Genomic DNA, 26,270 nt, shown 5'->3' with positions numbered 1-26,270 from the left:
TTTTGCAAGCCCCCACTATAATCGGTACTCCGATGATCGTGGTGGGATGTTGACTTGCAGTACTCTAAGTTAGCAGGAACGCAAATTATTATAGCATAGATTTGGACGCGCTTAAATCCCTAGGCTAACAGCACTGGGGACTAACTATTTATTGTAGGTAATTGCTATTGTATATGTTGAGCGATCGCCCATAAGATCATGTCCGCTTATATACTTACTATTAAAATAGCACAGGAGCAAGGAGAAAAATGTTTAAAAGTATTTACATATATAGTTTATAGTACAATTAATTAAACGGACTTGATATAAACCCTAAATGATATACGTGTAGTAGGGGCGCAAGGCTTGCGCCCTTACCTTCGGCTTGCGCCCTTACCTTCGGCTTGCGCCCTTACCTTCGGCTTGCGCCCTTACCTTCGACTTGCACCCCTTACCTTCGACTTGCACCCCTTACCTTCGACTTGCACCCCTTACCTACGGCTTGCGCCCTTACTTCGACTTGCACCCCTTACCTACGGCTTGCGCCCTTACTTCGACTTGCACCCCTTACCTACGGCTTGCGCCCTTACTTCGACTTGCGCCCTTGCCTTCGGCTTGCGCCCTTACTTCGACTTGCGCCCTTACCTTCGACTTGCGCCCTTACCTTCGGCTTGCGCCCTTACCTTCGACTTGCGCCCTTACCTTCGACTTGCGCCCTTGCCTTCGGCTTGCGCCCTTGCCTTCGACTGTATCAGTAGTAGGTAAGGGAGTTTTGATGGGAGTGATATGAGTATTAACTTGCCATAGTAGCCACAGACCCACCATCAACACGATAGTTAGCGCCAACAACAAAGCTAGAAAGCTGAGAACATAAGAAGGCGATTACTGCTGCAACTTCTTGGGCTTTACCTCTCCTTTGTAACTCTAGATGAGGACGTTTTTCCCCAAGAAATGTCTCTACTGCCTCTTCAAACTTCATGCCATTTTCTTCAGCACGTTTTTCCATCATTTTGTCAGTCATAGGAGTAGCTATATAAGCAGGAGAAACACAGTTAATTAAAATACCATCTTTGGCATAAGCTTTAGATAAATTCTTCGCTAAGTTAATAACTCCTGCCTTCGCTGCACAGTATGGCATTTCATCTGTATAGGGTTGTACAGCATCTTCTGAAGCTATGAGCACAATTCTCCCCCATCCTTGTTGCTGCATGGAGGGAATAAAAGCGCGACAAACTCGCACTGCTGCCATAAAATCTACTTGAATAGTTTCTAACCAATCTTCATCAGTTAGTTTAAGAAAATCTTTAGTAGCGCCAGTAATTCCCGCACAATTAACCAGAATATCAACCTGACCGAAATGGTCTAGTATTTTGGTTTTTGCTGTCTCAACTTCTTGAAGATTAGTTAAATCTGCCGTAACTGGAAAAACTTCGTTGATTTTACCTATTTCTTGAGTAGTAGCTTCTAATTTTTCGGCGGTTTTGTCCATAAGGGCAATTTTTACCCCTTCTGCGGCTAATATCTTAGCAGTAGCTGCACCTATACCGGAATCTCCACCAGTGATTACTGCTACTTTGTTGTTAATTCCAAAATCCATATATATTTCTACTTTATAGTTTTTACTATTTCTAATATTTCATTTTCTCTAACAAAACTTATCTGTCTCTAGTTTGACTTAACATTCCTCGGGCAAAAAACACCAAAATATACTTTAGTTGTTCTGTATTGTTTTTGTTATTACTTAGACCACTTGCACCAGAACAAAAGTACTGAAATTCGCCAACAGGCGAGAATCAATTCTTTAACTCCTTACTCCTTACTCAACAACAACCAGTAACATTAGGTAAAGAGGCAAAATCTGAGTATTACCAACCCTTGGCATTTGAGAGGTTTTTTTCTTAAAATAAATAAAAGAAACTTAAAATAATTTATAGATAAAAGACTGTGACAGAAGCTAAAAGTTATAAAGATACCGTTAACCTACCTCAAACTGAATTCTCTATGCGTGCCAATGCCGTAGAAAAAGAACCAGAAATTCAAAAATTTTGGCAGGAAAATAATATATACGAGAAAGTGTCACAGGAAGCTGAAGGAGAAAGCTTTATACTCCACGATGGCCCTCCCTACGCTAACGGGTCTCTTCACATGGGTCATGCCCTAAATAAAATTCTTAAAGATGTTATCAATAAATATAAACTACTAACTGGTCATAAGGTATCCTATGTACCGGGATGGGATTGTCATGGATTACCCATTGAGTTAAAAGTACTGCAAAAAATCAAATCCAAAGAAAGAGCAGAATTAACCCCCATCAAACTACGCGCCAAAGCTAAAGAATTTGCCCTAGAAGCAGTGGCAGAACAAAGCAAAGGGTTTCAACGCTTTGGTATTTGGGGAGACTGGGATAACCCCTATTTAACCCTAAAACCAGAATACGAAGCCGCCCAAATTGGTGTATTTGGAGAAATGGCCCTAAAAGGATATATTTATAGAGGGTTAAAACCAGTACACTGGAGTCCTAGTTCTCATACTGCCTTAGCTGAAGCTGAGTTAGAATATCCAGAGGGACATATTTCTCAGAGTATCTATGCCGCTTTTCCTGTAGTGAAACTGGGAGACCAGGCTAAAACAACTCTCGAACCATTTCAAGAAAATCTAGGTGTAGCAATCTGGACAACTACTCCCTGGACAATTCCCGGTAACCTGGCAGTAGCAGTAAATCCAGAGTTAACCTATGCAGTAGTTACAGGGGCTAAAACTCATCAATATCTAATTGTAGCAGCAGATTTAGTAGAAAGTCTCAAAGAAACTTTAGAGGCTAATTTACAAACAGTTGCTACCATAAAAGGAGCAGAATTAGAAAACTGTGTATATCGTCATCCCCTATTTGATAGAGAAAGCCAGGTAGTAATCGGTGGAGACTATATCACCACAGAATCAGGAACAGGATTAGTACATACAGCTCCAGGTCATGGACAAGAAGACTACATAGTAGGACAAAAATATAATCTGCCAATTCTATCTCCCGTAGACGATAAGGGAAATATGACAGCAGAAGCAGGAGAATTTGCTGGATTAAATGTACTCAAAGACGCTAATGAGGCTATTATCAAGGCACTAGAAGAGAAAAACTCCCTACTGAAACAACAAGCATATCAACATAAGTACCCCTACGACTGGCGCACAAAAAAACCGACAATCTTTCGTGCCACAGAACAATGGTTCGCTTCAGTATCAGGATTTAGAGAAGCAGCCTTAAAGGCGATCGCCTCAGTGAATTGGGTTCCTAGTCAAGGACAAAATCGCATTACCCCCATGGTAGCCGAAAGAAGCGACTGGTGTATCTCCCGTCAACGGAGTTGGGGAGTACCTATACCTGTATTCTACGATGAAGCAACCAATGAACCTTTACTGACACCAGAAACTATTAGTCATGTACAAGAAATAGTAGCCAAACAGGGTTCCGATGCCTGGTGGGAATTACCAGTAGAAGAACTTTTACCAGAATCCTATCGTAACAATGGTCGCACCTACCGCAAAGGTAATGATACCATGGATGTATGGTTCGATTCCGGGACCTCCTGGGCCGCAGTTGTTCAAGAAAGAGGGTTACAATATCCAGCTTCTATGTATCTAGAAGGAACAGACCAACACCGTGGTTGGTTTCAATCAAGTCTCCTCACTAGTGTAGCTACTAATCAAATTGCTCCCTACAACACTGTATTAACCCATGGGTTTGTCTTAGATGAAAAAGGCAACAAAATGAGCAAATCCCTGGGGAATGTAGTAGATCCCTTGATCATTATCGAAGGAGGCAACAATAAGAAGCAAGAACCAGCTTATGGTGCTGATATCTTAAGATTGTGGGCTTGTTCTATTGATTATAGTGCTGATGTGAGAATTGGTAAAAATATTCTCCAGCAATTAGCGGATATTTATCGTAAGATACGCAATACCGCCCGTTTTCTGTTGGGAAATTTACACGATTTTAACCCAGCAACAGACGCGGTTAGTTACGAACAATTGCCTAAGTTAGATAAGTATATGCTTCATAAAATCACTGAGGTTTTTAGTGAGATTAATGATGCTTTTGATAATTATCAGTTTTTCCGCTTCTTTCAAACAGTACAGAATTTTTGTGTAGTTGATTTATCTAACTTTTATTTAGATATCGCTAAAGATAGACTGTATATATCAGCAGTGGATTCTCATCGCCGCCGCAGTTGCCAAACAGTTATGGCAATTATTCTGGAAAATTTAGCAAAAGTAATTTCACCAGTACTTTGTCATACGGCAGAAGATATCTGGCAGTATATTCCCTACCCCACAGCAACTAAGTCTGTATTTGAGTCCGGTTGGGTACAATTAGATCCTCAGTGGAAGTCTCCAGAATTAGAATCCCCCTGGTCAAAACTGCGAGAACTACGCAATGAAGTAAACAAAGTGATGGAAAAGGCCCGCAGTGAGAAAATGATCGGCTCTTCTCTAGATGCGAAGGTGAGTCTGTGGACTAGTGAGAGTGAGATGGAAGGGATACTAAAAGAATATTTGACAGATTCAGAGTATGGTGTAGATGAATTGCGCTATATTTTCCTAGCTTCTGGTGTAGAAATAGTAGAGACAAGTGCAGAAATTGATAAGACTAATTATCAAACTCAAGGAAATCAAATCTTAATCGGTATAAGTCCAGCAGAAGGGGAAAAATGCGATCGCTGTTGGAACTATTCTCCCAATGTAGGCAAATTTCCCGAACACCCTACTATTTGTGAACGATGTTATCAAGTGTTAAGTTGAGTTAAATAACCCATGGCTGCTAAACAAGAATCATCAAATACGCGAAAAAACTTTTTTCTCGTTGGCATTGGGGTGGAGTGACCTCAACTCAGACCAAAGCATCTTTACCTCACATCTTGCATCTATTAACTTTTTCTTCCATTTGAAGCTAATAAGTTTTCAAAACAAAACAAGAAAATGACACAATCTTTACCACCAGACCCACCCAAGCTATCTCAAAACTCCCAAACTCTCTGGCAGAAGGCTTTAGTTGCTCATCAACAGCGTAAATTCACCGAAGCAATCACCCTTTATCAACAAGTGATTGCTCAAAACAGTAAGTTTGCTGATGCCTATGCTAACTTAGCAATGGCGTTGAGTGCCACATCCCAACATCAGGAAGCGGATCAAGCGTTTCGCCGTTGTTTAAGTTTACAACCAAAAAATGCTACCAATCACAGTAATTATGGCTTTTTCCTTAGTCATTTGCAACAAAACGAGAACGCAGAGAAACATCTGCGATGGGCAGTACAACTTAATCCTCAACTGGGAGTGGCTTGGTTTAATTTGGGTAATGTGTTGCGTTCCCTAGACCGCTATGAGGAAGCAGTGTCCTGTTATCAAGTGGCTTATCCCTTGGATTACAAGAGGGTAGAAATTTTGAGTGATTGGCTGTTTGGACTAAAAAAGCTCTGTCGTTGGTCGGCGTTGGAGTCAGTTGCCTTGACCTTAATTCAAGCTTCAGCTTATCAAATAGATTGTGGTAAAGTTTCACCAATTAATCCCTTTGTTGCTTGTTTGTTGCCCTTATCTATAGCAGAATTTCAGAAAATATGTACCAGCCATGCTCAAGGTATAGCTAATTCGGTACAACAGCAAGGTCTAACAGGACGTTTTTCTCATACTTCACGTCAACGCCACCAAAAAATTAAGGTGGGTTATGTGTGTGCGGCGTTTGGTCGTCATCCTACAGGACACTTAATAGAAGGACTATTTGAACATCATGATCGCAGTCGCTATGAAATTTATGGCTATGCTACCTCTACCCATGATGGCAGTTCCCATCGACAAAAGATTGAAAGCACCATTGAGCATTTTCAAGATGTATATGGTTGGTCACATCTAGCGATCGCTAACCAGATTTTTCAAGATGGCATTGAAATTCTTATTGATCTCGATGGTTACACCACTAACCACCGCCAACAGCTATTTGCTCTAAAAGCTGCCCCCATTCAGGTGACTTGGTTAGGGTTTCCAGGAACAACGGGAGGGAGTTATATGGACTATTTAATTGCTGATTCGGTCCTTGTACCACCCCAGTTAGCTTCCTTCTATAGCGAAGCCATTGTCCGCCTTCCTCATACTTACCAAATTAACAACTACCGTCAACTGCCTTCTTTGACTCAGTTAGACCGCGGTACAGCCCGTAAAGCAGAGGGTTTGCCGTCAACAGGGATTGTTTTCTGTTCCTTTAACAACAACATCAAAATTGATCGGGCAACCTATCAAGCATGGCTAGAAATTCTCAAGGCCGTATCGGATAGTGTGTTGTGGATTTTGGTAGATACCAGCGAGGGGTTAGAAAATCTACGTCGCGCCGCCGAAAAAGCAGGGGTTGTTCCCAGTCGCATTATTTGCGCTCCTCGGTTGCCAAATCCTCTAGAACATTTACAACGCCTTCAACTAGCGGATTTATATTTAGATTGTTTTATTTACAATGCCCACACCACGGCAGCCGATGCTCTCTGGGCGGGTGTTCCAGTTTTAACCTGTATGGGGGAAACCTTCGCTTCTAGGGTGGGGGCAAGTTTAGTGGCATCCACAGGGTTAACAGAATTGATTTGTCAATCACCTCAACAATTTGTGGAGAAAGGAATTTACTTGGGGCAACATCCCTCAGAATTACAAGTTTTTCAAGACTATTTGCGCCAGCACAAGTATCACCTCCCTACGTTTGATACAAATGCTTGGGTGCGAGACCTAGAGAAAGCACTGGCGATTATGAGCGATCGCTATAGGTCTTCCCAATCTGTTGAGGCGATTGACTGTAAAATAAAATCAATATAAACTTATTTAAATTATACCAAATTAAAGTCTTATGATAATATTTAATTTAGGGTATTTTCTAAGAGTTAGTCGAGATTTTCTCCCCCCTAAATAATATTTTCTTCTTGGTTCTCTTAAATTTTATTTTGTTATGGAGCTTTTTTACAGAGTGTTGTTTTTTCAAAGAGAGCTAAATCTAGGTTAAATCCTTATCTTATAAGGCTTCTGAGATTAGCGATCTCTTCGAGATCGAGAGCGAAGCGAGAGTGCGCTCTTTTTGTGAGAAATGTGGAGTAAATATTCTGATATTATTACTGTTTGAAGTACAGTAAGAGTAAGCATTTCAGTGTTGGCGTACGTTTTCGTACGGTTACTACCGATCGCCCTTATATAGTTCATAATTCTTTGCAACAGAACCTATTTTTTGAAACAGAACCATTATTTTTGTTAAACTTGTCGTATATACAAAAAATATAGACAATGAATGAACTTTGAATGGGATGAAAACAAAAACCGACAAAACTTAAACAAACATGGTATTAGTTTTGAGGAAGCTAAAGAGATTTTCTCTGGAATTACTTTTACTCTTGTTGATGAAAGATTCGACTATGGAGAAATCAGAGAAATTACCATTGGTGCAATCCAAAGTTTTGTAATTGTTACTGTAGTTCATACCGATAGAAACGGCAAAATTCGCTTAATTTCAGCACGTAAAGCAACCCCCAAAGAAAGGAAAACATATTATGAATATATCACCGAAGCGACTTAAAGAAATAGCTAACATTCCAGATGAGGCTATTGATACTTCAGACATTCCTGAATTAGATGAGAGTTTCTGGGAACAAGCAAAGATGGTAAAACCTATCACAAAACAGTCTATTTCTATTCGTCTTGATAGCGATATTTTAGAGTGGTTTAAGAGTCAAGGGAAAGGATACCAAACTTTTATTAATAATGTTTTACGCACTTATGTAGAACATCAAAAAACAAAAAGAAGTAATGAGTAAAAACGGTTCTGTTGCCAAAAATATCAGTTGTGCTCGTAATATGTTAAGATATCTGAGCGTGACTGCCTTATTTAACCTAGAACTGGTAGCGGGTTTTTGAAAAAGAAGAAAGTTATCTGAAAAGCTTTTGCTATAAGGACTTGCGCTAATCTATAATAGAGGCGTAATAGTCATTTTAGTGATAATCAGAATGTAGGGTAGTCACTTACATCTAAGGCAACTTCTCGAACGAATTCAACTATTCAACCAAAGAGTAAAGTAAATGAAATTCCTACTGTAAATACATCTTGGCCAGATGTTGGTTTTCCACATCTGGGTTATCCATGTATGGGCGATCGCATCCTAATAAATAAGGAATGGGCGATCGGTAGTAATGAAACGAGATCGTACGTTAAGCCTTAATTTATGATCTAGTAATCGTTCTCAACTATTATTCTTTCGTTAGTAGAAGTTAATAAGATATTTTATATATTGCAAGAAGTACATGTTTGAAGTACAGTAAGAGTAAGCATTTCAGTGTTGGCGTACGTTTTCGTACGGTTACTACCGATCGCCCGTAACGGGCTTCGCACGCTTCACACCCTACTAATACTCTCCTCACAAGGGTTTGGGGGGATCATTTAAGTGATATCAGGTAGCCGAAAATTTTGGCAAGATCCTTTCTTATTCAATATTTAACCTAATCATAAACTCCTCTTAACTTTCAAATTCCCATTTCAATTTATTCTAAAAACTAGATCAACAAACTTCTAAGAAAATTTATGTCTGAAATAATCATTAATCCCATTAGCACTTATGCAACAGGTATATTTGACGAAAGCGGTGCAGAGATACCAGCTTTTGATCCTGAAACTAATCGTTTATTTGTAGTTAATGCTGAAGCTGTAGCCATTGAAGTTTTAGACTTAAGCGATCCCACTAATCCTACTAGAATAGGGGCTCTTGATTCCTCTGCTTTAGGTGGTGCGGCGAATAGTGTAGATGTAAAAAACGGTTTAGTTGCTATAGCCGTTGAAGCAAATACAGTAACAGACCCAGGTGAAGTGGTATTTTTTGAATCTGATAGTGATTTTAGCGATACTGTTACCCCTATACAAGAAATTCCAGTAGGCGCTTTACCTGATCTGCTTACTTTTACCTCCGATGGCATGAAAGTAGTAGTAGCCAACGAAGGTGAACCCCGTGATGTAGATCCAGTAGGTTCAGTTAGTATTATGGGTTAAATTAGTACAAAAGTACTGGTGCAAGATCTCAGTATATATCAACTTACCAAAGGGCGATCGCCCTTTAGCATAATTGTCAAAGCGATTAACATAATAATCGCGCCCGTAGGGTGTGAAGTGCCCGCAGGGCGTAACGCACCAAAATGGAATGGAAAAATCATCAACGGTGCCTGGAGCGATCGCCCTTTAGCATAATCTTAATCAAAAATTCCTTGTAGAGAGAGAACAAAACCCCTAAGAATATTTTCCCCAGATATTTGAGTAGGATTGATTAATACCTCTTTTGACTTACCTAAACGATAAATTTCTACTTGTTTATTGATAGGGTCTATTAACCACCCTAATTGCATCCCATTATCTAAATACTCCTGCATTTTATTTTGGATAGGTGACAAAGGATCGCTTTGACTGCGCAATTCTATGATAAAATCAGGACAAATCGGTGGAAACCCTGCTTTTTCTGAATCAGAAAGGTTATTCCATCGGGATAATTTCAGCCAAGCAGCATCAGGAGAACGAAAGGCACCATTAGGTAATCGGAACATTGTTGATGAATCAAAAGCTACTCCTCCTGCATCTTTTTCAGTCCAGATACCTAAGCGCATCGTTAATTTATGGTTACGAATACCACTCTCTCCACCAGTAGGAGACATAATAATTAATTCACCTTGGGCATTAAGTTCTAATTTAGTTTCAGGATTAGCCTGACATATTTGTTGAAAATGATCAGCAGTGAGACAAAATACTGGCTTTAGGTTAAGAGAGATCATGTTTTCAACCTTAACGATAATGATTTAATTATACTATGGCAGTACAAAAAATAGCCAAATCTTTTGAAGACCATCAAATCCAATCCGGTTTATATACTCTAGTTAAAAACGAGGTTCGTAGTTGGACTTTAGTCCAAAAGACCCAGAAAAGATTGGATTTTATTCGTTACTCTAGATACTGAAAAATGACGTGCCGATGGTGGGTTCCCAAGTATGATAGGGCTAAAGCCCTACTACAAACTCATCGATTGATCATAACTGGGTTTTATAAGTCGGATTTGGTATTAAGTATGTATTTAACTACTTAACCCATTTCATTTGCAAATTTTTTGAAGGTGCAATTAAAATACCACGGCGTACAGGATGAACATTCTTTTTATTTACTAATTCCATTTGATATTTTTGCAATATAGTAGCTAAGACTAATTTCATCTCAAACTTAGCAAATGCCATACCTAAACAGATGCGGTTGCCTCCTCCAAAGGGCAAATATTCAAAGTTAGAAAATTGATGTTTTAAAAAACGTTCTGGTTGAAAAACTTTTGGTTCAGGATATATATCTTGACGATGATGGGTTAAATAAACAGATGGACTTACACTAGTACCTGGTTCTAATTTGTAACCCATAATTTCTGTAGGAGATAAAATTCTCCTGCTAAAAGCTAGAATAGCTGGAGGATAGATGCGTAAAGTTTCTTTACATACAGCGTCTAAATAAGTTAACCTATTAATCTCCTCAAAATCGAATTCTTCCCCAATGCTTGTTAATTCATGAAGGAGTTTTTCTTTCACTTCCGGTAAAGAATGAATCCAATACAAGGCCCAAGCTACAGATATAGCGGTTGTTTCATGACCTGCAAATAAGAGAGTCATCAGTTCATCCCGTAACTCTACATCTAACATTCCTTCTCCATTCTCATCACGGGCAGACATCATTAGAGAAAGCATATCATCACTATAATGATGTTGATGATGACTACGTTCATCAATTTCTGCGTAAATAAGCTCATCTATCGCTCTTTGACCTTTTTTGAGTTTTTCTGTGGGATTCAATGGCATCCATTCCTTTTGCAAGATGGAGAACAAAAAAAACAACGTGGTAATAATCGACCTTCCTTGTTCTAATCTTGTGGTTAAGAGTTGATTAATTTGCTTGTATCTCTCATCATCTTTTAAACCAAACACTACTTTTAAAATTACTCGAAAAGAAATGGCTTGAGTCACTGATAAAACAGAAAAAGAACTATTAACCTTCTGTTGATTCATTAATTCTCGGGTAATCTGGTGAATAGTTTCACCATAAGCCCGCATTCTTTCACCATGAAATGGTGGCATTAACAATTTGCGACGCTGTTTATGAGATTCTCCTGTAAAATTAACTACTGATTCTCCGCCAAGAAAGTATCTGTCGTACCTTTTTTTTGGGTCTTGCTTGAGGCTTTCTGGATTACCTGAATCTAGGATGTTTGAGTCTTTAGTAAAAATTTCTTGGATTCCTTGAGGATGACTAACTACCACCAAAGGATTATTATTAAACCCTAAATTAATAGTAAATATATCTCCATTCTCTTGAGCACAGGTTTCAAAAAATTTGATTGGGCTAAATGCCCATTGCATAGTCTGTGACCAGGTCGCTTTTTTTACAATATTTGGTAGTTGGGAATTTGACATTATTTTTCAGGTTTTTGTTTTCTATTTTATAACCTTAATTTATCTACTTATATAACTATTTAATTAAATTGGTTAAGCGACTCACATCTTCCGCTCTGAGATTACCTGCTCAAAATTGCCAGCCTTTACCAGTTAATGGTTTGGGGTCATCCGTTCCCCGGACGTAATCGTTAATTACTAATTAAAAACTAGCGATCGCGCTTCGTAGGTTGGGTTGACCATCGGAAACCCAACACAATCAACCATTATCGCCAACTGAGGATTGTTGGGTTGCACTACGTTTAACCCAACCTACAATATATAACGGATAATAATGATGGTACAGCTAGTTTAGTAGGTGAGACTCCCGAGGAAAATGTAGAATCTTATGCTGTATCTTTAGTAGTGAGGGCTTGGGCTTGTAATGTTGAATATGATTGTCGTATTGTGTTTTGTTTTGAGCAAAATCAAGAAACCTTAGAGGAAGAAATAAATTAAATTGATATTGGTACTCATGATGAAGTCTATTAAGGCGATCGCACTTTGTCGGTTGGGTGATCAGCACTCAACCCAACATCATCTCCGTCATGTCTCAATGTTGTCTGTTGGGTTGCACTACGTTTAACCCAACCTACGGGTTATTTTACAGGGCGCACTCGCCTATAGCTAGATCTCGAAAGAGATCGCTTTTTGTGGGGGATTGGGAGTGCGATCGTTTTTGTAGGTTGAATTAAATTGGTGAAACCCAACATCATCTTAGGTTAAAATGAAAGTATAAATTTTCACAGGAGAACAAGCTATTCCAACATTAGCACAAAAAACTCAATGTTATATTTTATGCTGTTGGTTTACAAAACTGTACTTGCCGATTAATATTGTTCGTCTTGATGAACGAACTGGCAATATATTTTTCTTGGCAGGAGATGAAAATATTATAGAAATTTATCCTAATGGGAAATGGAGGTATATCCAATGAGTAAACCCAATTTTGCAACAATGAGTCAAAAAGAATTACATGATTATTTTCTGACTCATCGAGATGATCAAGAGGCTTTTTATGCTTATGTTGATAAACTACATCGTGAGGGAAATTGGGTTGAAATGCCACCTTTAAAATCATTAGATGACTTAAATCAATATCCTGATTTTGTGGAACGTTTTTCTAGTAATTCTCAAGATGACTGCGGATAGTGCTATGCGATCATTTTTTTGAGAGTGCCATGTCGCAGACATCCGCGTTCGCGGTGCGCCTTCTTAGGTTGGGTTGACGCAAGGAAACCCAACATCATACTGAATATTTGACAAGAGGGAAGTGACCTAAAATTAGTACATAAGTTCTGGTGCTTTGCTCTAAGTATTAAAGATCATCAGGGGTTAATCCTGTTAATTTGGCAATTCTGGCTAACATTTTCGGACCAATTTCGTCTCCGTCATGAAAAGCAAAAACCACATTTTTCCAACCTGATTTTTCTAAGATTTTATGAGAACCTGTCTGCCGTTTGACTTTCCAACCTATTTTTATCAGTGCTTTTAAAACTCGTTTCGCTGGAGTAGATGACCATTGACTCATGTAGCAACAAATGATAAACTAAGGTTATTTTCTGAAAGTTCACTCTGTTCAAGTTGATCTGCTAAAACACGCAAAGCTAGGGCTTGGACTTTTAAAATAGCTTCCTGTTGACTATTGCCATAAACTAAAACTCCTGGAAGTTCAGCAATTTCAGCAATATAGCGTCCATCTTCTTCTTGTTCTATTTCAATCTTATAATTCATTATCGTTAATCTTGATTAATAAGTGATTGATGTTTCTACAATAACTCAACTTTGAACCCAATTACAAGGTTAGAAGTGCGATCGGTTTTTATTTAATTCTGGATTCGCGCATTCAAAAGGGAACAGAAAATGAATCCAACTGATAAACAAGCTCAAGGACTATATCGCCTCTGTTATCGTTTAACCAATGCTATTTATCCTCAATGGCAATATAGAAATATAGAACTCGTTAGAATTGGGAAGAGAAAATAACAGAGCGAATACAAAAAGATAAGGGCGATCGCCTGTAGCCTGTAGATTGAGTTAACGCAAGGAAACCCAACACAATCAACCATAAAAAACCACCTTGGCTTGTTTTGTATTTGTTGCACTTCGTTTAATCCAATATAAAACCTATTATTCCAAGTTGAAGATGCACAAGATATAGTTTGGTTTTGGATCGGACACCATGGAGAATATGACAAAATATTAAGTTAATAATAGCATTCATTTTTTTGTGGTGGTAGTCGGCGATCGCCTGAGTAGGTTGAGTGTACTCGCTCCGTTGGCGAGTACTCTTTTGAGATCAGCACTCAACCCTGCGTTTAACCCAACCTACAATTTTGATTGAAATAGAAAAATAAATACTAAAAACGAGGTGATGACAAACCACCTTGAGCCCCCCTTAGCAAGCAGGGGCCTTTTCATTCTAAAATTTTGTCGTAAGCTAGAAGCTAGACACAACAAAAGTTGACGCTCTTTTTAGCTATTATTAGAAAAAAGGGGGATTTATTCTTAGCAAAAAATCCCCTCTCCCTGCTCCGGTGCTCCGGTGCTCCCTGCTTTTCCTCACCATTTTCTTTGTCAAGAATAAAACAGCCCCCCTTAGCAAGGGGGGAAGGGGGGATCTAATCGGCTTCTATATTTTTAGCATTTTTTAATCAATTGGAGATAAATCAATCTAACTAGCAGTAGCTAAATGAAGTACAGCTCCGAGACCGCTACCCATTTCATCGGGGGAGATTTTTCCATCATGGTCTTCATCAAGGGCATCAAAAACAGCATCGCTACCTAACCACTCTTCACGAGTAATGAAACCATCACCATCTAGATCGTAACTATTAAAGATGATAGCTCCAGCTTCACCAACTTTATCGTCTACTTCTAGGCGTTTGAGGCGGTCTGCTAGGATAGTTTCCAAGTTTTCTAAAGCTTTAGTAAAACCTTTGATACCTTCCTCTAATTTTTCTGAAGCCATTTTATCTTCAGCGTGCATTTTCTCAAAGGTAGCTTTATCCATGGAGATTTTTTCGATATCTAAACTTGCTGCTTTTTCTGGATCTAGTTTACGAGGTAACTCTCCTTCACTAGAATCTAATTGAGCAAGGAGTTTAGGGGAGATAGTAAGTAAATCACAACCAGCTAACTCTTGAATTTCTCCAATATTACGGAAACTAGCACCCATAATTTCAGTCTTGTAACCGAACTTCTTATAGTAGTTGTAGATTTCAGTCACAGATTGTACACCGGGATCCTCTACTCCCTCATATTCCTTACCAGTTTCTTTTTTATACCAGTCAAGGATACGTCCTACAAAAGGAGAAATCAGAGTAACTCCTGCTTCAGCACAGGCGATCGCCTGATGTAAGCCAAACAGTAGAGTAAGATTACAGTGAATACCTTCGTTTTCTAAAATTGTAGCGGCTTGGATACCTTCCCAAGTAGAAGCTATTTTAATTAAGATTCTTTCTCGGGAGATACCTGCGGCTTCGTATTGAGAGATTAAATCACGACCTTTAGCGACAGTGGCTTCAGTATCGTAGGATAAACGTGCATCTACTTCTGTAGAAACCCGTTTAGGTACAATCTCTAGGATTTTTTTCCCAAAAGCCACTGCTAGGCGATCAAATGCTCTAGTAACGATATCAGAATCACTAGCGCCTGCGCCTAATTCTTTTTTCGCCTCCAGGAGAGTATCATCAACGATGTTTTGATACTCTGGCATTTGTGCTGCTGCTGTAATCAAAGATGGATTAGTTGTTGCATCTCTGGGGGTAAATTTTTTGATTGCTTGTATATCGCCAGTATCAGCAACTACTACAGTGATTTCCCGTAATTGTTCTAAGAGTGTTTTAGCCATGAGTATTTCCTCAATAAGTTTTCCAATTTGAGATAGTTTGATTATTTTTTGAGTAAAGATTCCCCGATTGTATGAATATCGAGAAAATTGGTGCTATGTGCTTTATTTAGAGGTAAACCTCCTAACACCAACACCATATCTCCTTTTGAAACAAAATTCCGCTTAAGTAGTTCTTGTTCCATGTGAGGAATAAACTCCTCCCAGTGGTCACAATCATCTACAAAAAGAACAGGACGTACACCCCAAACTAAGTTGAGGCGGTGGTACACATCCAAACTAGGAGTTAAAGCCACAATAGGCACACTAGGACGTTCTGCGGCAGCTAATAAGGCCGACTGTCCAGTTGCCGTTAGAGTTACGATACATTGGAGATTGAGAATCTCATCAATAGTGATAATTGCTTCAGCCAAAGCGTGGGCTTTATCTTTTTCTCGGGGAGGATAATTAGTAAATTTCTGTTCTGGTTCCACATCAGCAGCAATACTTGCAAGCATTTTTACTGATTGTACAGGGAAATCTCCTACGGCTGACTCTCCAGAAAGCATCACAGCATCGGTTCCATCGATAATAGCATTAGCTACATCACTAGCCTCAGCGCGAGTAGGACGAGGGTTACGAATCATGCTATCAAGCATTTGGGTAGCTGTAATTACTGGGATACCCTTTTGGTTGCACATCCGAATAATTCGTTTTTGAATTAGGGGAACTTTTTCTGGGTGCATTTCTACTCCCAAATCGCCCCTTGCTACCATAATAGCGTTACATTCATCGACAATCGCTTCTAAATTTGCTACAGCTTGGGGTTTTTCTATTTTAGCTAATACAGGTATTTGAGCGTTTCTTTCGGCTAAGAATGCTTTTAACTCTTGAATATCTTCAGGTTTGCGGACAAAACTCAAAGAAACAATATCAATACCTTGGGAGATACCAAATTCTAAATCTTTTTTGTCCTTTTCGGTCATTGAAGGTAGACGTAGATTCAAATCTGGGAAATTAACCCCTTTGTGACTTTTTAACACACCGCCTTGGATAACCTTACAAACTACCTGGTCACCTTCTACAGACTCAACCTCTAACTCCAGTAAACCATCATCTAGTAATACTTGAGTTCCTGCCTTAGCTTCTTCAGCTACGTAGGGATAGTCAATTCCTACCGCATCTTTATTAGCATCTAACTCCGCTAAAGGTACTAAAGTTATAGATTCTCCTTCTTTAAGCTGAATACCTTCGGGGGGTAAATCTCCCACTCTAATTTTGGGACCTTGTAAATCCTGGAGTAGAGTTAGAGGTAAATCTAACTCTTCTGAGAGAGAACGGAGTAAGTTAATCATTTTTCCATGGTCTTCGTAACTTCCGTGGGAGAAGTTTAAACGGGCGACGTTTAGCCCAGCTAATAACATATCCCGTAGAACTTCTGGAGAACTACTAGCTGGTCCTATAGTAGCAACAATTTTAGTGCGAAAATTTAACGGTTTCATAACAATCCTTCTTTCCTAGCCATGTGAATCATTAAGTCAATTACCCTCGCAGAGTAACCCCATTCGTTGTCATACCAGGAGACTATTTTAAAAAAGTTAGAATTGAGAGCAATTCCTGCACCTGCATCAAAGATACTAGAACGGTAGTCGCTACGAAAATCCATAGAAACCACTGGTTCATCTGTGTAACCTAAGATACCGTTCATTGGTCCTTCTGCTGCGGCTTTCATCGCTTCACAGATTTCTTCGTAACTGGTTGCTTTTTCTGTTTTTACTGTTAAGTCAACTACAGAAACATCGGGAGTTCCTACCCGAAAAGCCATCCCAGTTAATTTTCCTTTTAAGTCTGGTAAAACTAGCGCCACGGCTTTTGCAGCACCTGTGGAGGAGGGAATAATATTTTGAGAAGCACCACGTCCTCCCCGTAGGTCTTTTTTACTAGGACCATCTACAGTTGGTTGAGTCGCTGTCATTGAGTGTACTGTAGTCATCAAACCTTCTGTAATAGTAAAGTTATCGTTGATTACTTTAGCTATAGGTGCTAAACAGTTAGTTGTACAACTAGCATTGGAGACGATTATATCTTTGTCTGGGTCAAAGGCGTCTTGGTTCACACCCATTACAAAAGTATTGATTTTTTCAGGATCTTTAGTAGGGGCAGAGATGATTACTCGTTTAGCTCCCGCTTGTAGGTGTTTTTGAGCTCCATCGTATTTGGTAAATAGTCCAGTAGATTCAACCACATAATCAGCTTCTAGGGTAGACCAGGGCAACTCTTCGGGGTTTCTGATGGACATACAGGGAATCGATTGACCCTCAATTACCAAATTGTCATCTTTTGCCTCTACTTGGCCTTGATAGAGGCCGTGGGTAGAGTCGTATTTAAACAGGTAAGCTAGATTATCTGCGGGAACTAAATCATTAACTCCTACTAATTGAATTTCTGGGTGTTTCATAGCGATACGAGCTACTAAACGTCCAATCCGGCCAAATCCATTGATTCCAATTTTGAGCATAGTTTTAATTTCCTTTGTTTTTTTACTAGGTTACGAAAGATAATTGATTTACTGATAGCTAACAGTCAAACTACCTGGTTGAGATAGGTCACCTGTGAGAGTAACACCACGATTATTAGCGGCGAGATGACGAACAATTTTATATACAGTTTCGACTTCTGCTTCTGCCTGAGCTTTGGTAGCTAAATCCCCTAAACTAAGAGCTTCTGAGGATTCTTTGAGTGCTTTGAGAACTCGACGCTGTAAATCTAATACAGAAGCTGCTGCTTTTTTCCCTGCTTCTACTCCTGGTTGATGGTAAGCGTTGATATTTACTAAAGAAGCATATAAACCCACAGCTCGTTCGTAGAGGGCGATTAAAGCTCCCACCTGGCGCTCATTGACGCGAGGTACAGTGATGGTGATAGAATCGCGGTTGTTCTCGTATAAAGCTTGACGAGTTCCTAACAAAAAGCCAGAGAGAAAGTCCCCGGAGGTTGCTTCTGGTTCAACTTCTATAGACTTACCGTTTCTATCTTCAAGTACTTCTATGAAGGTGGCGAAGAAGTTGGGTACTCCTTCTCTTAATTGTTGTACATAGGCGTGTTGGTCTGTAGAACCTTTGTTACCGTAAACAGCAATCCCTTGATGGACGGTATTTCCATCTAAGTCTTTTTCTTTACCTAGAGATTCCATAACTAATTGTTGTAGATAGCGAGAGAAGAGTAACAGGCTATCTTTGTAGGGTAGAATCACCATATCTTTGGTTCCCTTACCATCACCGCTATAGTACCAAGCTAGGGCTAACAAGGCGGCAGGATTTTTGGTTAACTCTGGTATTCTGGTAGCAATATCCATTTCTTTGGCGCCGTCGAGTAAGGCACGAATATCAACACCGAGTAAAGCCGCAGAAACTAAACCCACTGCGGATAGTTCTGATGTGCGTCCTCCTACCCAGTCAAACATAGGGAATTTGGCCAGCCATCCTTCTTCCTGTTGGACTTTGTCCATTTTGCTGCCATCCATAGTAATGGCTACAGCGTGACTCGGAAAATCTAAGCCTTGTTGTTGATAGAAGTTAGCAACCTCTAACATGCCGTTACGAGTTTCTGGGGTACCACCTGATTTACTAATCACAATAACTATGGTGCTGCTGAGACGGTTTTTCAAGCGATTTAGTACCCGGTCTATTCCCGCAGGATCCGTGTTATCTATATAGTGGATATTGAGAGGGGGAAAATCTGGCGCTAAAGCTTCTGAGACAAATTCTGGTCCTAAGGCAGACCCACCAATACCTACAGAGAGAATATCGGTGAATTTTGGCGCTCCTGGGGGTTTAATTGTCCCCTGATGCACTTTGCTCACAAATTCTTCAATCGCTTCTAGGGTAGAGATAATTTCTTGTTTTTGTTCCCCGGGAGCTAAATCTGGATTTCTTAACCAGTAGTGTCCTACCATGCGGTTTTCATCCGGGTTGGCGATCGCCCCTTTTTCTAGGGATTCCATATCTTTGAATGCTTTTGCGAATTTTGGTTTTAATTCTTCTACCAAAGCATTTTCAAAACGCATACGGCTGATATCTAAATACAACTCTAATCCTTCGTGGTAATAGAGTAAATCTTGATAACGTTGCCAGAGTTGTTGATTGTTCATTTTTGGCTATATTGCTAATTTATTTATCTACTTGATCAAGATGAAGTTAAAGAAAGCTAAAGTCCCTTCTAACCTCACCCTAACTCTTGAACTTGGTTGCTATTTAAGCAAAAGCAGATTTACCCGCATAACGGGCTGATTTACCTAATTCTCGCTCAATTCGCAGTAATTGGTTGAATTTAGCGATTCTTTCCCCACGACAGCCAGATCCTGTTTTAATTTGACCTGCACTTGTAGCCACTACTAAATCGGCAATAGTAGTATCTTCTGTTTCACCGGAACGATGAGAAACAAAACATTTATAGTTATTTTTCTTGGCTAATTCGATGGTATCTAGAGTTTCAGTAAGAGTACCAATCTGATTCACCTTAATCAAGATAGAGTTGGCGATACCTGCTTCTATTCCTTCCGCGAGGATTTTGGGATTAGTACAAAACAGGTCATCTCCCACTAACTCTACCTTGTCACCGAGGGCATCTGTTAGCATTTTCCAGCCTTCCCAATCGTTTTCTCCCATACCATCTTCTAGGGAAACAATGGGGTAGTCTGTGATCCACTTCTTCCACAATTCCACCATTTCTGCGGAGGTTTTGACGGATTTATCAGATTTAAAGAAGTGATATTTATTTTTATCTTCTTTACACAGTTCTGACACAGCGGGATCTAAACATATAGATATATCTTCACCGGGTTTATAGCCAGCAGCTTCAATTGCCTCTAGGATAAATTCAATTGCTTCTACATTGTCTTTAAGATCTGGAGCAAAACCACCCTCGTCACCGATTCCGGTACTCAAACCTTTTTTCTTAAGTAAAGATTTAAGAGTATGGAAGGTTTCTGCTCCCATCCGAATCGCCTCTGTAAAGTTTGGTGCATTATGAGGGGCGATCATAAATTCTTGGAAATCAACAGTGTTATCAGCGTGGGAGCCTCCGTTGATGACATTCATACAGGGTACTGGAAGCAAAGAGGCGTTAGCTCCACCTATATAGCGATATAGAGGTTGTTCTAGGTAATTAGCCGCAGTACGAGCCACAGCGAGGGAAATTGCGAGAATACCGTTAGCACCTACTTTACTTTTGTTAGGAGTACCATCAATTTCTAGCATGAGTAAATCTATGCCGCGTTGGTCGGTAACATCCATGCCAATTAGTTCTGGTACTAATAGTTCGTTGGCATTTTCTACAGCTTTGAGTACACCTTTGCCTTGATAGCGTTTGGGATCTCCATCACGCAATTCTACGGCTTCTTTTTCCCCAGTAGAAGCACCTGAGGGAACTAAGGCACTACCTCTAGTCCCATCTTCTAGGATAACTGTAGCTTCTACGGTGGGGTTACCGCGAGAATCGAGCATTTCTGTGGCTGTAATACTTTCTATGTACATATTTGACTATATTCCTCGCTATATTGCTTGATTAACAATTTCCTGGGCTTCTGTGAGGATTGACTCTAGGTGTTCTTCACTCTTGAAGCTTTCGGCGTAAACTTTGTAGACGTTTTCTGTACCAGATGGACGCGCTGCAAACCAACCTTCTTCGGTAGTTACTTTTAAACCACCGATGGGGGCATTATTGCCTGGTGCATTAGTTAGTTTGGCAGTAATCTTGTCTCCGGCTAAGGATTTAGCAGACACCTGTTCTGGTGATAGTTTGCTGAGATTCGCTTTTTGTTCTAGGTTAGCGGGAGAATCGATTCTCTTATAGTAGGATTTCCCTAGACGTCCTGCTAATTCTTGGTAGTGTTGTCCTGGGTCTTTGCCTGTACTTGCAGTAATTTCTGCTGCTAAAAGGTCCATAATAATGCCGTCTTTGTCTGTAGTCCAAACTTTGGCATCTTTGCGGAGAAAGGAGGCGCCAGCGCTTTCTTCTCCACCAAATCCAAAGGACCCATCTAAGAGACCGTCAACAAACCATTTGAAGCCTACAGGAACTTCACAGAGTTGTTTGCCGATATCTTTGGCCACGCGGTCTATTAAACTGCTACTAACTACGGTTTTGCCGATCGCACTACTAAAGGGCCAATTTTCTCTGGTAGTAAATAGATACCAGATAGATACTGCCAAGAAGTGGTTAGGATTCATTAGTCCCATACTTGGTGTCACAATCCCGTGGCGATCTGAGTCTGTATCGTTCCCAAAGGCAATATCGTAATCGTCTTTGAGTTTCACCAGGTTAGCCATGGCGTAGGGGGAGGAACAGTCCATACGGATTTTGCCATCCCAATCTACTGTCATGAAGCTAAAGCTTTTGTCTACCTCTGGATTGACAATGGTTGCTTTTAAGCCATAACGTTCGATTATTGGTTCCCAGTAACCGATGTTGGAACTGCCTAGAGGATCTACACCTAGATGAATACCGGAGTTTTTAATTATCTCCATATTGATAATATTTTCTAGGTCGTTGACGTAGGGAGTCACAAAGTCAAAGTAATTGGTTGTGGATGCTTTTATCGCTTGTTCGTAAGCTATCCGCTTAACTTCTTGGTTTTTCTTTGCGAGTATTTCGTTCGCTCTTTTTTGGACTACCTTGGTAATATCTGTTCCTGCCGGACCTCCTGAAGGAGGATTATATTTAAATCCGCCGTCTGTGGGAGGGTTATGGGAGGGGGTGATAATAATACCGTCGGCTAAGCCTTGAGAACGGCCACGGTTATAGTTAAGAATTGCGTGAGATACCACGGGAGTAGGTGTATATTGGGATTTGCCTTCTTCTTTGGCTAAATATACTTCTACTTCATTAGCTGCTAGAACTTCCAGGGCGGTTCTTTGGGCTGGTGCTGACAAGGGGTGAGTATCCATACCTAAGTATAGAGGACCATTTATTCCTTGACTTTGGCGGTATTCTACTACTGCTTGGGATACAGCTAGTATATGGTCTTCATTGAAGGTGCCTTTACTGGCGGAACCTCTATGTCCTGAAGTTCCAAAGCTAATTTTTTCTTGAGGATTTTCTGGATCTGGGTGAATACTATAGTATTGCTCTTCTAGTTCACTCAGATTCACTATAATATCTGCGGGCGCTGCTAGTCCTGCTAGGGGACTTATTTGTTTTTCGCCTTTTGCGATCGCCATAACTTTTTTACCTTATACAATTTTCCTTTGATTTATTTTATCTGTTGCTTTAGCTACTCTTTATTTTCCTCCTGTTTTTGTCTGGTTTATTATTCAATTATTTTTATCGTAGCTACTTGTTTAGCAACTGTTTGGTTTAAGGGTAGCATTTTTGCTTTTTTTTTCCCATAATCTTAACTGTTTTTTTATAACTTTAGACTTCTAAGATTAAGAATAGTTTAAGAACCTTGTACCAATTGTAGTTTTATTATTAGATAAAAGTTAAATTTTTTACAGACAAGATTAGCTAAATTTGTCATTTCAAATCTCAACTATATTGATAAATAATTAATAATATAGCGTTTCAAAGGACTCATGAGGTACATAAAACACCTGCCGCGAGAGAAATGAACTTTTTCTGAGGTTAATTTAGTACATAAGTTCTGGTGCTTTGATATGAGTAAAACTCAGACCCTCGCATCTTTACCTAATGTTACTGGTTGGAGTTGAGTTTTGAAGTGAAAGAAGTTTTGAAGTGAAAGAAGTTTTGAAGTCTTGAAGTGAAAGAAGTTTTGAAGCAGCATTAGTAGGGTGTGTTAGGGCGCAGCCCGTAACGCACCAAACATGAGTTTTGAAGTGAAAGAAGTTTTGAAGTCTTGAAGTAAGAAGCGAGTAGCCTGTAGGTTGGGTTGACTCACACCAAAGCATCTTTATCAAAAGTTACTGGTTGTGGTTGAGTTTTGAAGTTTTGAAGTTTTGAAGTTTTGAAGTAAGAGAATTAATGCGATCGCGCTTAAAAATTGGATGACCTTTGCTACTTTTCTTAGGCGAAAGAGAAATGAACTTTTTCTGAGGTTAATTTAGTACATAAGTTCTAGTGAAAGATCTGAGCCAAAGAGGATTATTTTACCAAGGCATGGACTTCTCCTTCTACAGGAATTACCATCAGGTGTAGAATTCTATCTATAGAAAAACAATCATTACTGATAGAGAGCGATCTCGTGCAAGATCTCGCTCCGTTGGCGAGTGCGCCTAAACTATAAAATTTCTCCAATAGAGGTTAATATATCTTTGTTTGAACTCAACTTAGTCCCTTTTGAAAAATTTCATCAGACTTTGAGACATTTCTGTAATGTCGAAAAATATCTTAGAACCATCTGTTAAGGTTAGACAATCAAAACTTTTGCCATTTTCATCGATTTTTGCTTGCATTGACATTTCTTTGTTTAAATAATCAAGTAAATCATACTCATCAGAAATCCTCAACACTAAATAGGGATTTTTTTGGGAACCATCTCCTGTACTCAAAATTCCCTTGACACAGATAACAGCTAAAGATGACTCCATCTCGGCGCTTTGTAAATCTCCTAGTTTTTCTAAAATTATAGACAGAAGTAGGTGTGTTCTAGGACTTAAAAACAAATTAAGCATATTGTTAGCAATTATTTCTTCTGCTTCTTTATATTTGCCTTCTTGTATTAATTCAGTCGCTTCTCTTAATTCTTCAGAATAGCCATTGTATTTTCCAGAATTAATTACTGATTGTCTAGCTAATTTGAAGTTATCTTGGGTAGGATCCTTAACAAAATTAATAAGTTCATTTAAAAGCATGGTTATTTATTGTTTCTATTTAATATTATTATGATTATATCAAATAACAATCGAAATTTTTGATAATTTTTGTTAAAATAAATTAATTTATGAAAAATATTTAAGTACTCTATCTCAAATTTTCTTGAGATAAATATATGTATAGGTATAAAAAATAAAATTTCAGAAAGATGATATAAGTAGATAGGTAAAATTAAACGTAAAATAGAAAAAGTTTTGAAATAGTCTAAAACCCTTACTCATATCTTGCACTCCTAAAAAAGTACTAAATAGGCCAACAGGCGAGAGGCCCACCAGTAATTTTGGGTAAAGATGCGAGGGTCTGAGCTTACCTGTTCCCCGTTCCCTGTCAGGCGTGGGCGTTCACGCTTCGCAAAGAAGCGCTCTTGTCCCACCGATGTTCCCTGTTCCCTTACTCATTTTAACTTTTAATTAAGCCCACCTACTTACAACGGACATCCGCACGTCAATTTATACTATGAAAAATAATATAAATTAGGCGATCGCTAAGCGATCGCCTAATACTTAATTAATTACTTAGAGTTAAGATAGAGGAAAGTTTAAATAATGATAAAATTTGTAATACAGTGCCTAGAACTAGGTAAAAATTTTTTGGCTTTCACAGTAGTGAATCTGTTTTTGAACTACAACAGCACATTTTTGGAATGATTGAACTTCCTCTTCATTAAGTTTAGTTTTAAGACGACGATGGACACCTTGACGACCAATGACGCAAGGAACACTTAAACAACAATTATAGACATTGCAATAACCATCAATCAAAACACTTACTGGTAAAGTGTAGCGTAAATCTTCTTTTATACTACGAATAATCAGTTCAACTGCTACAGATACGGTATAATTAGTATAGCCTTTAGTTTTAAAGATTTGCCAAGCAGATTTTTTAGCATTCTCCAACATTTGTTGACGGGAGGGACTAGCATCAATGAATTCACCCCCACAAGTAGCAGAACTCAATGCTGCAAATTGTTCGTCTCCATGTTCTCCCAAAATATAGGCATTCAAATCAGCAGGATGAATACCTAATTGACTCCCAAGAAGATCGCGGAACCTTGCTGAATCAATTAAAGTACCAGTTCCAATTACTCGTTGCCAGTTGATAACATCGGACTGTTGACTAGTAATTTGCAAAATCTGATAAGTTAAAGCATCAACAGGGTTACTAACATTAATAAAGATCGCTTTAGGGCTGTATTGAACTAAGGGGGGGATAAGGTCTAGCATGATCTTAGTATTACCCACAAGGAGTTCACTACGACTATTCATCTCTTTATTCATCTTTCCGCCCTCATGGAGACTCTCGCTAAACCTCTCATCAGGTTAGCGATGAGAGGAAATGAGGGACATAATTTATGTTGCATAGTTATATCCATCTGATTTGTGAATAGGTTTACAGTATTTGTGGCTAATACCTTGAACTGTTTGGTTAGCAGTTTTAATGTTAAAACTACCTGTTTTTCTGATTGCTACTCTTCCGACATAAGTTCCTGTTTTTTTCCCTTTAGTTACCACCGCTTTGACAATATCTCCTGTTTGAAATCCAAAGAATTGTTTTTGCCTTAATTTTGCAGAAGTTCGAGGAAAACCATATTTATCAACTCTAACCATTTGGCGTACACCTCTACCCGTAGCTGTAATAATCAAAGGTTTACTAACTTCGATATTAATTTTAGTCGGTGTTGATTTGCCTACACAAGCAGCATCTAACCAATGAGTTTTAGGTAAATTTCGTTTAGTTCTATTGTATTTAGTTAAACCTCCTGAACCTGTTTCTAAATCTAAACCAAATGCTTTTAAGCGATTAAATAATTCGCAACGAGTGGAATTAACAGCAGTAGCATCTTTTAGTGGTTGCTTACATTGTTTCAATATCTTATTTAAGATGTTTGGCTTTTGAGAAAGAAAGTCTTTTATGTCTTGGCTTCCTTTTTGTTGATTACAGTCTCTACAAGCAATAGATAAGTTACTAACGCAATTACTACCTCCTTTAGACTTAGGTACAATATGCTCTATTTCTAAAGGAACATTAGAAACTCCACAATAAGCACATTTACGTTGCCATTTTTCCAATAAATATTCTCTGACTTCGTAATTAAATAATGTCCCTTGTTGGTATTCGACCC

Annotated in this window: 23 protein-coding genes and 1 pseudogene; 10 read left to right on the top strand and 14 right to left on the bottom strand. The window is 39.1% G+C overall.

Annotated elements, in window-relative coordinates; genetic code table 11:
• Positions 1-772 precede the first annotated feature (772 nt).
• Complete coding sequence (locus tag MW688_RS04880) at positions 773-1,576, bottom strand: SDR family NAD(P)-dependent oxidoreductase (RefSeq protein ID WP_486734798.1); 804 nt, start codon at positions 1,574-1,576, stop codon at positions 773-775.
• A 347-nt stretch (positions 1,577-1,923) separates the two neighbouring features.
• Here MW688_RS04880 and ileS point away from each other — a divergent pair, with 347 nt between their 5' ends.
• From ileS to MW688_RS04850, 6 genes are all read left to right on the top strand, one after another.
• Positions 1,924-4,773, top strand: coding sequence for an isoleucine--tRNA ligase (gene ileS / locus MW688_RS04875; RefSeq protein ID WP_486734797.1), 2,850 nt, complete (start codon positions 1,924-1,926; stop codon positions 4,771-4,773).
• Positions 4,774-4,950: 177 nt separating this feature from the next.
• On the top strand, positions 4,951-6,819 hold the full coding sequence (locus MW688_RS04870) for an O-linked N-acetylglucosamine transferase, SPINDLY family protein (RefSeq protein WP_486734796.1): 1,869 nt from the start codon (positions 4,951-4,953) through the stop codon (positions 6,817-6,819).
• A gap of 463 nt (positions 6,820-7,282) precedes the next feature.
• On the top strand, positions 7,283-7,567 hold the full coding sequence (locus MW688_RS04865; RefSeq protein ID WP_486734795.1) for a BrnT family toxin: 285 nt from the start codon (positions 7,283-7,285) through the stop codon (positions 7,565-7,567).
• On the top strand, positions 7,542-7,805 hold the full coding sequence (locus MW688_RS04860) for a BrnA antitoxin family protein (RefSeq protein ID WP_486734794.1): 264 nt from the start codon (positions 7,542-7,544) through the stop codon (positions 7,803-7,805). The genes MW688_RS04865 and MW688_RS04860 overlap by 26 nt, the downstream gene beginning before the upstream one ends.
• Positions 7,806-8,566: 761 nt before the next feature.
• Positions 8,567-9,028, top strand: a complete 462-nt coding sequence (locus MW688_RS04855) for a choice-of-anchor I domain-containing protein (protein WP_486734793.1) — start codon at positions 8,567-8,569, stop codon at positions 9,026-9,028.
• A gap of 18 nt (positions 9,029-9,046) precedes the next feature.
• Positions 9,047-9,223, top strand: a complete 177-nt coding sequence (locus tag MW688_RS04850) for a hypothetical protein (RefSeq protein WP_486734792.1) — start codon at positions 9,047-9,049, stop codon at positions 9,221-9,223.
• 2 nt (positions 9,224-9,225) lie between these two features.
• On the opposite strand, the gene MW688_RS04845 is transcribed toward MW688_RS04850, so the two are convergent.
• On the bottom strand, positions 9,226-9,798 hold the full coding sequence (locus MW688_RS04845) for a Uma2 family endonuclease (protein WP_486734790.1): 573 nt from the start codon (positions 9,796-9,798) through the stop codon (positions 9,226-9,228).
• Between the two features lie 300 nt (positions 9,799-10,098).
• Positions 10,099-11,469 (bottom strand): cytochrome P450, encoded by a 1,371-nt coding sequence (locus tag MW688_RS04840; RefSeq protein ID WP_486734789.1) that lies wholly within the window; start codon positions 11,467-11,469, stop codon positions 10,099-10,101.
• Positions 11,470-11,859: 390 nt separating this feature from the next.
• On the opposite strand from MW688_RS04840, the pseudogene MW688_RS04835 reads away from it, so the two are divergent.
• The 3 genes and pseudogenes from MW688_RS04835 to MW688_RS04825 all read left to right on the top strand — a co-directional run.
• A pseudogene (locus tag MW688_RS04835) lies at positions 11,860-11,946 on the top strand (type II toxin-antitoxin system YafQ family toxin); the annotation flags it as partial.
• 280 nt (positions 11,947-12,226) lie between these two features.
• Entirely contained in the window at positions 12,227-12,424 is a 198-nt protein-coding gene (locus tag MW688_RS04830; protein WP_486734799.1) for a DUF6888 family protein, read from the top strand.
• Positions 12,421-12,639 (top strand): DUF6887 family protein, encoded by a 219-nt coding sequence (locus MW688_RS04825; RefSeq protein WP_486734788.1) that lies wholly within the window; start codon positions 12,421-12,423, stop codon positions 12,637-12,639. The genes MW688_RS04830 and MW688_RS04825 overlap by 4 nt, the downstream gene beginning before the upstream one ends.
• Positions 12,640-12,805: 166 nt before the next feature.
• Here the strand turns inward: MW688_RS04825 and MW688_RS04820 are convergent, their stop codons facing one another.
• On the bottom strand, positions 12,806-13,018 hold the full coding sequence (locus MW688_RS04820; RefSeq protein ID WP_486734787.1) for a type II toxin-antitoxin system HicA family toxin: 213 nt from the start codon (positions 13,016-13,018) through the stop codon (positions 12,806-12,808).
• Positions 13,015-13,221, bottom strand: a complete 207-nt coding sequence (locus MW688_RS04815; protein WP_486734786.1) for a type II toxin-antitoxin system HicB family antitoxin — start codon at positions 13,219-13,221, stop codon at positions 13,015-13,017. The genes MW688_RS04820 and MW688_RS04815 overlap by 4 nt, the downstream gene beginning before the upstream one ends.
• Before the next feature lie 129 nt (positions 13,222-13,350).
• Between MW688_RS04815 and MW688_RS04810 the strand changes: the two genes are divergently transcribed.
• Entirely contained in the window at positions 13,351-13,473 is a 123-nt protein-coding gene (locus MW688_RS04810; RefSeq protein WP_486734785.1) for a DUF6888 family protein, read from the top strand.
• Positions 13,474-14,161: 688 nt separating this feature from the next.
• Here the strand turns inward: MW688_RS04810 and MW688_RS04805 are convergent.
• The 9 genes from MW688_RS04805 to iscB form a co-directional block, all read right to left on the bottom strand.
• A complete protein-coding gene (locus tag MW688_RS04805) occupies positions 14,162-15,340 on the bottom strand; it encodes a transaldolase (RefSeq protein WP_486734784.1) in 1,179 nt (392 codons plus the stop codon).
• A 41-nt stretch (positions 15,341-15,381) separates the two neighbouring features.
• Positions 15,382-16,818 (bottom strand): pyruvate kinase, encoded by a 1,437-nt coding sequence (gene pyk, locus MW688_RS04800; RefSeq protein WP_486734783.1) that lies wholly within the window; start codon positions 16,816-16,818, stop codon positions 15,382-15,384.
• Entirely contained in the window at positions 16,815-17,834 is a 1,020-nt protein-coding gene (gene gap, locus MW688_RS04795) for a type I glyceraldehyde-3-phosphate dehydrogenase (RefSeq protein WP_486734782.1), read from the bottom strand. The genes pyk and gap overlap by 4 nt, the downstream gene beginning before the upstream one ends.
• A 48-nt stretch (positions 17,835-17,882) precedes the next feature.
• Complete coding sequence (locus tag MW688_RS04790; protein WP_486734781.1) at positions 17,883-19,466, bottom strand: glucose-6-phosphate isomerase; 1,584 nt, start codon at positions 19,464-19,466, stop codon at positions 17,883-17,885.
• Positions 19,467-19,569: 103 nt separating this feature from the next.
• Positions 19,570-20,850 carry a phosphopyruvate hydratase gene (gene eno / locus MW688_RS04785; protein ID WP_486734780.1) on the bottom strand — a complete coding sequence of 427 codons (1,281 nt, stop codon included), beginning with the start codon at positions 20,848-20,850 and terminating at the stop codon, positions 19,570-19,572.
• Between the two features lie 18 nt (positions 20,851-20,868).
• A complete protein-coding gene (pgm, locus tag MW688_RS04780; RefSeq protein ID WP_486734779.1) occupies positions 20,869-22,536 on the bottom strand; it encodes a phosphoglucomutase (alpha-D-glucose-1,6-bisphosphate-dependent) in 1,668 nt (555 codons plus the stop codon).
• 1,065 nt (positions 22,537-23,601) lie between these two features.
• A complete protein-coding gene (locus MW688_RS04775) occupies positions 23,602-24,126 on the bottom strand; it encodes a DUF4919 domain-containing protein (RefSeq protein ID WP_486734778.1) in 525 nt (174 codons plus the stop codon).
• Positions 24,127-24,723: 597 nt separating this feature from the next.
• Positions 24,724-25,425: a malate dehydrogenase gene (locus MW688_RS04770; protein ID WP_486734777.1), complete on the bottom strand. Its 702-nt coding sequence runs from the start codon at positions 25,423-25,425 to the stop codon at positions 24,724-24,726.
• A gap of 72 nt (positions 25,426-25,497) precedes the next feature.
• The coding region (gene iscB / locus MW688_RS04765) for an RNA-guided endonuclease IscB (protein ID WP_486734776.1) at positions 25,498-26,270 on the bottom strand (773 nt) is incomplete at its 5' end.

The sequence above is a fragment of the Johannesbaptistia floridana genome (assembly GCF_057440575.1).
This window is presented reverse-complemented; position numbering and strand designations above follow the sequence as displayed.

Bases quoted from the DNA above. Each gene is read 5' to 3' on its own strand.
- MW688_RS04880 (WP_486734798.1), bottom strand. From the start codon at position 1,576: ATGGATTTTGGAATTAACAACAAAGTAGCAGTAATCACTGGTGGAGAT.
- MW688_RS04870 (WP_486734796.1), top strand. From the start codon at position 4,951: ATGACACAATCTTTACCACCAGACCCACCCAAGCTATCTCAAAACTCC.
- MW688_RS04865 (WP_486734795.1), top strand. From the start codon at position 7,283: ATGAACTTTGAATGGGATGAAAACAAAAACCGACAAAACTTAAACAAA.
- MW688_RS04860 (WP_486734794.1), top strand. From the start codon at position 7,542: ATGAATATATCACCGAAGCGACTTAAAGAAATAGCTAACATTCCAGAT.
- MW688_RS04855 (WP_486734793.1), top strand. From the start codon at position 8,567: ATGTCTGAAATAATCATTAATCCCATTAGCACTTATGCAACAGGTATA.
- MW688_RS04845 (WP_486734790.1), bottom strand. From the start codon at position 9,798: ATGATCTCTCTTAACCTAAAGCCAGTATTTTGTCTCACTGCTGATCAT.
- MW688_RS04840 (WP_486734789.1), bottom strand. From the start codon at position 11,469: ATGTCAAATTCCCAACTACCAAATATTGTAAAAAAAGCGACCTGGTCA.
- MW688_RS04825 (WP_486734788.1), top strand. From the start codon at position 12,421: ATGAGTAAACCCAATTTTGCAACAATGAGTCAAAAAGAATTACATGAT.
- MW688_RS04820 (WP_486734787.1), bottom strand. From the start codon at position 13,018: ATGAGTCAATGGTCATCTACTCCAGCGAAACGAGTTTTAAAAGCACTG.
- MW688_RS04815 (WP_486734786.1), bottom strand. From the start codon at position 13,221: ATGAATTATAAGATTGAAATAGAACAAGAAGAAGATGGACGCTATATT.
- MW688_RS04810 (WP_486734785.1), top strand. From the start codon at position 13,351: ATGAATCCAACTGATAAACAAGCTCAAGGACTATATCGCCTCTGTTAT.
- MW688_RS04805 (WP_486734784.1), bottom strand. From the start codon at position 15,340: ATGGCTAAAACACTCTTAGAACAATTACGGGAAATCACTGTAGTAGTT.
- pyk (WP_486734783.1), bottom strand. From the start codon at position 16,818: ATGAAACCGTTAAATTTTCGCACTAAAATTGTTGCTACTATAGGACCA.
- gap (WP_486734782.1), bottom strand. From the start codon at position 17,834: ATGCTCAAAATTGGAATCAATGGATTTGGCCGGATTGGACGTTTAGTA.
- MW688_RS04790 (WP_486734781.1), bottom strand. From the start codon at position 19,466: ATGAACAATCAACAACTCTGGCAACGTTATCAAGATTTACTCTATTAC.
- eno (WP_486734780.1), bottom strand. From the start codon at position 20,850: ATGTACATAGAAAGTATTACAGCCACAGAAATGCTCGATTCTCGCGGT.
- pgm (WP_486734779.1), bottom strand. From the start codon at position 22,536: ATGGCGATCGCAAAAGGCGAAAAACAAATAAGTCCCCTAGCAGGACTA.
- MW688_RS04775 (WP_486734778.1), bottom strand. From the start codon at position 24,126: ATGCTTTTAAATGAACTTATTAATTTTGTTAAGGATCCTACCCAAGAT.
- MW688_RS04770 (WP_486734777.1), bottom strand. From the start codon at position 25,425: ATGAATAAAGAGATGAATAGTCGTAGTGAACTCCTTGTGGGTAATACT.